Annotated in this window: 10 protein-coding genes; 7 read left to right on the top strand and 3 right to left on the bottom strand. The window is 44.0% G+C overall.

Going from position 1 to position 8206, the window contains the following annotated elements; translation table 11 throughout:
- The 7 genes from WC980_10510 to WC980_10480 form a co-directional block, all read left to right on the top strand.
- Positions 1-282: phosphomethylpyrimidine synthase ThiC (locus WC980_10510; GenBank protein ID MFA5795481.1), on the top strand; the 282-nt coding region annotated here is incomplete at its 5' end.
- A gap of 3 nt (positions 283-285) precedes the next feature.
- Entirely contained in the window at positions 286-915 is a 630-nt protein-coding gene (locus tag WC980_10505; protein ID MFA5795480.1) for a methyl-accepting chemotaxis protein, read from the top strand.
- 25 nt (positions 916-940) lie between these two features.
- Positions 941-2212, top strand: a complete 1272-nt coding sequence (locus tag WC980_10500) for an adenylosuccinate synthase (GenBank protein MFA5795479.1) — start codon at positions 941-943, stop codon at positions 2210-2212.
- A complete protein-coding gene (locus WC980_10495) occupies positions 2209-2928 on the top strand; it encodes an isoprenyl transferase (GenBank protein MFA5795478.1) in 720 nt (239 codons plus the stop codon). The genes WC980_10500 and WC980_10495 overlap by 4 nt, the downstream gene beginning before the upstream one ends.
- Positions 2910-3758: a phosphatidate cytidylyltransferase gene (locus WC980_10490; protein ID MFA5795477.1), complete on the top strand. Its 849-nt coding sequence runs from the start codon at positions 2910-2912 to the stop codon at positions 3756-3758. The genes WC980_10495 and WC980_10490 overlap by 19 nt, the downstream gene beginning before the upstream one ends.
- Complete coding sequence (locus tag WC980_10485) at positions 3755-4708, top strand: PhoH family protein (GenBank protein ID MFA5795476.1); 954 nt, start codon at positions 3755-3757, stop codon at positions 4706-4708. The genes WC980_10490 and WC980_10485 overlap by 4 nt, the downstream gene beginning before the upstream one ends.
- On the top strand, positions 4705-5772 hold the full coding sequence (locus WC980_10480; protein ID MFA5795475.1) for a lysylphosphatidylglycerol synthase transmembrane domain-containing protein: 1068 nt from the start codon (positions 4705-4707) through the stop codon (positions 5770-5772). The genes WC980_10485 and WC980_10480 overlap by 4 nt, the downstream gene beginning before the upstream one ends.
- Here the strand turns inward: WC980_10480 and WC980_10475 are convergent.
- The 3 genes from WC980_10475 to thyX are packed head-to-tail and all read right to left on the bottom strand — an operon-like array spanning position 5769 to position 8204.
- The gene (locus tag WC980_10475; protein MFA5795474.1) at positions 5769-6998 is read right to left on the bottom strand and encodes a SpoIID/LytB domain-containing protein; all 1230 of its coding nucleotides are present in this window, start codon (positions 6996-6998) and stop codon (positions 5769-5771) included. The two genes, WC980_10480 and WC980_10475, sit on opposite strands and share 4 nt — an antisense overlap.
- Positions 6976-7521 (bottom strand): epoxyqueuosine reductase QueH, encoded by a 546-nt coding sequence (locus WC980_10470; protein ID MFA5795473.1) that lies wholly within the window; start codon positions 7519-7521, stop codon positions 6976-6978. The genes WC980_10475 and WC980_10470 overlap by 23 nt, the downstream gene beginning before the upstream one ends.
- Complete coding sequence (gene thyX, locus WC980_10465; protein ID MFA5795472.1) at positions 7518-8204, bottom strand: FAD-dependent thymidylate synthase; 687 nt, start codon at positions 8202-8204, stop codon at positions 7518-7520. Before thyX ends, WC980_10470 begins: the two co-directional genes overlap by 4 nt.
- Positions 8205-8206 lie beyond the last annotated feature (2 nt).

The raw sequence follows: 8206 nt of genomic DNA, 5'->3' as shown, positions 1-8206 counted from the left end.
GGTCTGCCGTCTGAAGAGCATGTCCGCGAGGGTGTTATTGCCGCGCGCATCGCCGCCCAGGCCGCGGATATCGCCAAGGGTAATAAGATTGCCTGGGAGCAAAACAAGTTGTTTTCAAAACTGCGCCGTAAATGCAAATGGGAGGAACAGATTAGTTTGTCGCTTGACCCGATAAAATCACGCCGGTACCGCAATATGCGAAAAACCAACAAGTCCCGGACAATAGCCGGTTGTACTATGTGCGGTGAATTATGCGTATATACGCTCAATAATAACATCTAAGTTATGAAAAACGGCAGCTACCAGAGGAAGCAATATCTTATCGATAAGCCTTTCCAGTATAAATACATTTCGAGCTGGATAATTTTTGCGATGCTTTTTATGATTTGCACCTCTGGAATCATATTCCTGGGAATACTTGTATTCAAAAAATCCTCTTCTTTCAGTTGGACCGAGATTATTTATATGGCTCATATTGATTTGATTTTTATTGCGCTGGCCATAGTTGCTTTCAGTATATACTTGGTCCGGCTTTCGCATAGAATTTCTGGCGCCGCCTACCGAATCCAGCAAAGCATAAAGAGAATTTCTGATGGTGATTACGATTTCTCAATAGCTTTGAGGGAGAAGGACTATTTGAAACATGTGGCCGCCGATATGAATGACCTTATTGTTAAATTGCGTAAACGTGAGGAAGTAATTAAGAGGCTTTCTTCGGAAGTAAAGTACATGCTTTTTGTATTGTCGGAATATGAAGACATCCCTGATAATTTTAAGGAATTAATGACTAAAACGGATGAGTCTCTGAGGGAGCTATTCTTGGAAAAACCAAATGCGACTGCTGATACTAAAATATGGGCCGATAAAATAGGTGGAAGCGGGAAGGAAACCGTTAATAAACCTGTTCCTGAATAGGCCTTTCGAAAGTTTGTAAGTCTTTATGAGTATTAAATGCGTTGTGGGATTGCAGTGGGGTGATGAAGGTAAGGGGAAAATAGTAGATACACTTTCTAAGCAGGCCGATTTTGTGGTTCGCTTTCAGGGTGGTCATAATGCCGGACACACCGTTGTCATCGGAGAAAATAAGTTTGTTCTACACTTGATACCTTCCGGTATTCTTCACCCTGGTGTGATATGCGTTATTGGCAATGGGGTGGTTATTGATCCCAAACAGTTCCTGGCCGAACTTGAACAGCTCCGCCGCAAGGGCATACGAATAAAGAATAATATTTTTATCAGCGATCGGGCGCACTTGATTCTGCCTTATCATAAAGTGATGGATAATATATCAGAAAATAAGCTGGGGCAGAATAAAATAGGTACCACCGGATTGGGTATAGGTCCTTGCTATACCGATAAATACGCTCGGACTGGGGTCAGAATTATTGATTTGTTTGATCCCGCCTATCTTAAAGAACGTATTAAGGCGAATCTGAGCCATAAGAATGTTATGATTTCATTGGCCGGGCTAAAGCCGTTAGCTTGGCAGGATATCTATAAGGAATATCTTGGTTATGCCCGGAACTTAAAACCTTACGTGGTCGACGCCAGGGTGATGCTTATGGATGCGTTAAGGAAGAATAAACGGATTCTTTTTGAAGGTGCCCAGGGAACGTTGCTGGACGTTGATTTCGGGACTTATCCTTTTGTAACCTCGTCCAATGCTGACATATCCGGGCTTTCGGCCGGCATAGGAATAACCTTGAAGAAGTTTAACAGCATCATCGGCATACTTAAGGCTTATACCACCAGGGTGGGTAGTGGTCCTTTCCCGACCGAATTAAGCGGTTTTGCGGGCGAAGACCTTAGACAAAGAGGCGGAGAATTTGGCGCTACCACGGGTCGGCCCCGCAGATGCGGTTGGCTGGACCTGGTAAGCGCTAGATATGCTACAGAAATAAATTCGGTTGACTCAATCGCCATGACTAAGCTGGATGTCTTGAGTCATCTTAAAACCATAAAAATAGGAATGGCATACAAATATAAGGGCCGGACGATACGCAACTTCCCGTCTGGCGCAAGGGTTTTGGAAGATTGTGGGATAGTTTATAAGGAAATGACGGGTTGGCAGAAGGATATATCTGCCGTGAAGTCATCCCGCGATTTGCCCGCGGCAGCTAAAAGATACTTGGATTTTATAGAGCACTCTCTTGATACACACATTAAGATTGTCTCCGTTGGCCCTGACAGAAAACAAACTCTTTTTAGATGAAAATTCCCGAACATATCGCGATAATAATGGATGGCAACGGACGTTGGGCCGCTGAACGCAAGCTATCCCGGATGAAGGGGCATGAAGCCGGGGCAGACGCAGTACGCAGGATTATCAAAGAAGCTGCCCGTATAGGCGTTAAGGAACTCACCCTTTACGCTTTTTCACGCGAGAACTGGAAACGGCCTAAATACGAAGTTAACTACCTGATGCGCTTACTTTATAATTATCTTAGGCAGGAATATGCTGAGATTATGAAGAATAATCTGCGATTCCGTGCTATCGGCCGGATTGAAGAGCTCCCAGAGAAAGTCCGCAGTGAAATAGGCCGGATAATCAAGGATAGTTCATCAAATACCGGTATGGTATTGAGGCTGGCCCTTAATTACGGTTCCAGGACTGAGATAGCCGATGCGGCAGCCAAGATTTCTTTGGCGGTTAAATCAGGCCAGGTCGATCCGAAGAATATAACGGAGGAGCTATTCAAGGAATTCCTCTATAATCCGGATATGCCCGATCCTGATTTGATAATAAGGACGGCCAGTGAAATGCGTTTAAGTAACTTTTTGCTCTGGCAGGCGTCTTACAGCGAGCTCTGGGTTACTCCGATTTACTGGCCTGATTTTGAAAAGGAACATTTGCTTCAGGCAATAAAGGACTATGGACAACGAGAACGTCGGTTCGGGGGGAGGGGTGGATGCTTAGGAAAAGAATAATACCGGCCAGTTTGATAGTTTTGATCATATCAGGATTGTTCTACTTTGATTATCATTTTCAATCAAAATTAGGTTTTACCCTGCTTCTTGGTTTTGTTGCCGTAGGAAGTCTTTTTGAGTTTTACGGCATGTACGAGAATATTGGGGTAAAAACGCCTAAAATAATTCCATCTGTTGTTATTCTTTGGTGGTTGCTGTTGGCGTTTCTTAATTACCCGCCAAAATTATATGTTTTACAGCTTAATTCTATCATTGTCTTTGTGTTTTTGTTGGTTATGATGATTTATTATCTTTTTAGTATTCGCAGCTATCAAAATATTTTTGTATCTGTTATCGGATTTGTTTATGTCCTTGTTCCTATTGCCGGTAGCCTGATTATCTACAACGCTTGTGGCTTATGGGGGCTTGTTTATGTCATTGCCATAATTAAGATTGGCGACTCGCTGGCCTATTTCGGCGGCACTTGGTTTGGAAAGCATAAATTAGCCCCGACTATCAGTCCCAATAAAACAGTCGAAGGATTTATTATTGGCATACTGGGCGGTGCGCTCAGTGGATTTCTATTGTTATATGTTATGAATGGGGGAGGTTTAGCTCTGTCCTTTAAGCGAATAATACTGGTTTTTACCGCTAATTTTATTATCGTAATGTTCGGGCAGATGGGTGATTTATTAGAATCGATGTTTAAGCGCCATTGCCAGATAAAAGATTCCGGAAAATGGCTGGGCGGCTTGGGCGGCGTGCTGGACACGGTTGACAGCCTATTTCTAGGCATTCCTGTGGCTCTATTTGCTATGACAGAATTATTGAAATGGTGGTGTATAAAATGAAGCTTACACGTAAAATAAGATTGCCTGGTAATAAGGATTTGATAAATATATTCGGCCCGTATGACAGCCATCTTAAGCTTATCCGGGATCAGTTTGGCGTTAGGATAGCCGTAAACGATCGTGATTTAAAGGTTATGGGAACGGAAAGTGACGTGGCGCAGGTTATCAATGTTCTTTACAAAATAATCTCGTCATCCAAACAGGTCAATACCTCGATGGTGGCAGATTTGATAAATAAATCTAAAGGATATTGCGAACCAGAGGAGCAAAAGTCATCTCATTCCTCAGTGGGTACTACTAAGATTGAAATTCAGCCTAAGACCGAAGGACAGGCGCGTTACATTGAGGCCATGCAGAAGCACGAGATCGTTTTTGGTATTGGTCCGGCTGGGACGGGTAAAACATATCTGGCGGTTGCTCAGGCATTGACGGTATTCAAGGGTAATGGTGTGCATAAAATAGTTTTGTGCCGGCCGGCTGTTGAAGCAGGTGAGCGGTTGGGGTTTTTGCCTGGTGATTATCAGGAAAAAGTTAATCCTTACCTAAGACCTCTTTATGATGCTTTGGGCAGTTTTATCGAGTACCAGCAGTTACGCCGGCTTATGGATAACGGAATAATCGAAGTTGTTCCTCTGGCTTATATGCGCGGACGGAGTTTGAATAATGCTTTTATTATTCTTGACGAAGCACAGAATACAACCTCTGATCAGATGAAGATGTTCCTAACACGAATGGGTAACGGTTCTAGAATAGTGATAACCGGCGATATCACGCAAATTGACCTTCCGCCGGGAAAGGTTTCTGGATTGGTTGAGGTTCAGGCTATTCTGGGAAACACTAAAGGCGTGGCATTTTCTTATTTAACCAAGGCTGATATTGTTCGCCACCCGTTGGTTCAGGATATTGTTGACGCTTATGAATCCCGTCGGTCCGCTCATAAAAAGAAATGAAAAAGGGGATATTATATTCAATTCTTATTCTAATAGCCATTGGCGTAGTTGTTTTGATTTTTGCTCTAGTCGGTCTTGAGAAAGTTGCGACAAATCTTAAATTAATCGGTATAGAAGGGTTTTTGGCATACTTTATCGCTGCACTGGCAACTCTTTTTCTGACTGTTTTAGGCTGGAAAATCATTCTACGCTCGCATGGTATTAATGCATCATTGGCGCATACTTCCATTGCGCAGCTTATCGGATACTCCATTAGCGCTGTTACGCCTTCCATGTATGTGGGCGGAGAGCCGCTCAAGGCTATTTATATCGGGCATCTTTACAATACTTCAAAGACCAAAGTATTTGCCACAGCCGTATTTGCCAAGTTCCAGGAGTTGGCCAGCCTGATAGCGCTTATTTATACGGGTACAATTATTATGCTCATTGAAGCTCAGCAGCTTCAATTGCCGCAGGGCATCTGGACGGCTTTACTGGTAGTAGATATAATACTTGGCCTGGTGTTTTTCCTGGCACTTCGAAGTATTATTAAAAACAGTCCGATATTCCCGGATTTAATACGCTGGCTGGGTCGCAAAGGCATATTCAGGCGTAAAATGGAGGATTGGGCTCCAAAAATGGAAAGAATTGAATTACTTGTCCACCAGGCGTTTCGCCATGATTGGAAAGCCGGCACCCGGGCCTTTATCCATAATTTTTTATCCATAGTGGTCGCTTGTTTCAAACCGGTGATATTCTTTTATTTCCTTAAGGGACAAAATGCATTTTCCCTGGGCGAAATTGCTTTGATATTTACGCTAACGCAGATTTCACTGGTTCTGCCGCTAACTCCCGGGGCTCTGGGGATATATGAAGGTGGACAAATAGGCATCTTTTCTTTGGTCGGTATCTTGCCGGGCGATACGGCGACATTCCTGGTAATCGTCAGGTTTACAGATTTATTGGTTGTTGGGGCAGGGTTATATATGGCTGTGCATTTCGGATTAATCAGAATTACTAAAGCAGATGTCGACGCGGTAAAACAGGAAGGATTTTCTGCCGATAAAGAAAGTTCTGCCGGCTAATAAATTCTTACGACTCTTGATTCTGGATAGAAGTATTCCAGAATTTCCCTTGGGCAGTATTCTTGTTTGGACATTTCTCTAGTGCCTTCTTGGCACATGCCCACGGCGTGACCCCATCCTTGGCCGGTGAATTCAAAGTTATCGCCATTATTAGTGACTTTGAACATAGAGCTTCTTAATTTGTTGGGACCCAGCGCAATCCGGAATTTCTGGGCTTCCCATACCATCTCCTGTGATTTACCCCTGATTTTTAAACCCAGTTCCAAAATATGCCCGCCCGGCGCCGTTTTAAGCGGTTTGATTTCTTCGATATAAGCATCTTTGCTGAGTTTTAGTCCTACAACTATTTCCTTGACCGTATAGCGTGCTTGCCAATTTGTGTACTTAGAGTGTCCGCAAAAACCGCACTTTCGTCCGGCCAGTGGCGGCAGGGGAGTCAGCTTGAAAACCAGTTCTCCAGACTCCGTATAACCGCCGCAGGTATCGTGGAATAATGAATTGAATATCTTGCCATTGTAAGCCATGATAATACCTTTTGTATCTTCAATCGCTTTGCGAGTCTTTGGTCCGGTCCGTTCTTCGCCACGATATACTTGCGAAAAAATATCATCTGTCAGATCGTAATCAATTTCAGCCTCTTTTAATTTTGACTGTTTGATGCGGAAAAATGCGAATGTTCGGGCGCTGATGGCTTGGGCGGCAAGCGATTTTTCAGGCCATGACTCATCCATTTCGCTGCTAATAACTCCAGGTAAATAGTTTTCTAAGTCTATTATATTTATAAAGGTAATCTTGGCACCTGTTTTTTTAATTCTCATTCGACCTTTGTAAGGCCGTGATTCTGTTAGGATCAGCCCATCAGTCGGGACCAGTACGATGTCATCGCTGGGAATCCCGGTAAGCCCTAATTGAATTCCATTGGCACTGGTGCTGATTTTGACGCTTTCGCCGCTACTTCTTTTGATCCAGAGTTTAGCCGAAGTGAAAGCCAAACGTCGTTCCGGCGAATAATTGTATACAGAATAAGATTGCTCAATCGTTAATAATGCGTTCGTAACTTCCCGATAATCGGTTAGGATGATTTGAAGGTGGGGTGGTTCTGATATTGATTGGAGAGAAGCCTTATAGTGATAGAAATTATTTAATGATGGGCTGATGCACCCGCTCAGGGTAATTGCCGTTGTGATAATCGTTAACAGGATTCTATTTTTTAGCATAACGTTCATACTCGCTGAAGATGCAACCGCAATATTGCTGTCGGTAAAGATTGTGGTCCTTAGCCAGTTTTTTGCTTTCTTGATAAAGCGAAGTCATAAGTTCGTAATTAAATCCTATCCCAGCAGAGATGGCTTCCTTTTGTCCGATTTCCTTTATCAGCGACTGGTCCTGGAACGGACTGATTGAAAGGGTAGTTGCGAATAACTCGAATCCATTCTGCCGCGCATATTGGGCCGTTCTTTTAAGGCGTAACTCATAACATTGGGCGCATCGCTTTTTGTTATGGGACTGTGCGTGCGGTTCAACGGCTTTAATGAACTCATCCAGACCGTAAGCCCTTTCATAATAAATCGGTAAATTTTCCTGTCGGCTTAAAGATTCTACCGCCTCCAGGCGTTTAAGGAATTCTTGGTGAGGATGAATATTGGGGTTGTAAAAGTAGCCGGTTACTTCGAATCCGGAATCTTTGTATTTCTGGACAATCGGGCCGGCGCATACGCCGCAGCAGATATGGAGCAGCAATTTGCTCATAGCAATTGGTATTTTCTTCTGACCTCGGCCGCTTTACCGCAGCTCATTTTTCCTTCGTGACACTTATCAGCCACGCAGGCCGGTCCGGCCGTTTCAAACACATTCGAAGCGACCGCCTTAGCTTGTTTGAGCATGCCATCAGCCAGTTGATGTATTTCCCAGTGGGCTCGGTTGCAGCAACGCAGTAAACAGAAGTGGAGTAGTTCCCGGGCATTCATAGTGACGATGATTTTGGTCTCTGTGGCGTTAGGTAATACATAGCGGGCATCTTCCGCGGCGATGCCTTTACTGGTAAAAAGGTTGTAGATTTTCTGGATGCCGTTCATTGTCTGGATAAAAACCTTGTTCAACGCCGGATCAGACTTTATTTCCGGCGGAACAATATATTCGAAAGATTCAGCTTTGACATAGCGCTGGCTCTGCTGGCTGTAAGAAGCCAGTCTATGCCTGACTAACTGATGGGTCAGCGAGCGCGAAACGCCTTCAACGCCAAAGGTGAACGAGGCATGTTCCAGTGCCGAATGATGCCCCATTCGGACCAGCATTTGGACCAACTTGCCGGTCTGCGGTGCGGAAATATGGTCTTTTAGTTCTTTAATACCAACATTCGAATAACATAACCGTGCGGCCAGGGCTATAGCACGTTCCGGGTCTTTGGTATGTTGGAGCAGCGTTACGTTCATAG

Source organism: Candidatus Brocadiia bacterium (assembly GCA_041658285.1).
Classification (GTDB): Bacteria; Planctomycetota; MHYJ01; order JACQXL01; family JACQXL01; genus JBBAAP01.
The sequence above is the reverse complement of the archived record's forward strand: the minus strand, read 5'-3'. Positions and strand labels throughout refer to the sequence as shown.

Bases quoted from the DNA above. Each gene is read 5' to 3' on its own strand.
- WC980_10470 (MFA5795473.1), bottom strand. From the start codon at position 7,521: ATGAGCAAATTGCTGCTCCATATCTGCTGCGGCGTATGCGCCGGCCCG.
- WC980_10485 (MFA5795476.1), top strand. From the start codon at position 3,755: ATGAAGCTTACACGTAAAATAAGATTGCCTGGTAATAAGGATTTGATA.
- thyX (MFA5795472.1), bottom strand. From the start codon at position 8,204: ATGAACGTAACGCTGCTCCAACATACCAAAGACCCGGAACGTGCTATA.
- WC980_10475 (MFA5795474.1), bottom strand. From the start codon at position 6,998: ATGAACGTTATGCTAAAAAATAGAATCCTGTTAACGATTATCACAACG.
- WC980_10480 (MFA5795475.1), top strand. From the start codon at position 4,705: ATGAAAAAGGGGATATTATATTCAATTCTTATTCTAATAGCCATTGGC.
- WC980_10505 (MFA5795480.1), top strand. From the start codon at position 286: ATGAAAAACGGCAGCTACCAGAGGAAGCAATATCTTATCGATAAGCCT.
- WC980_10495 (MFA5795478.1), top strand. From the start codon at position 2,209: ATGAAAATTCCCGAACATATCGCGATAATAATGGATGGCAACGGACGT.
- WC980_10490 (MFA5795477.1), top strand. From the start codon at position 2,910: ATGCTTAGGAAAAGAATAATACCGGCCAGTTTGATAGTTTTGATCATA.
- WC980_10500 (MFA5795479.1), top strand. From the start codon at position 941: ATGAGTATTAAATGCGTTGTGGGATTGCAGTGGGGTGATGAAGGTAAG.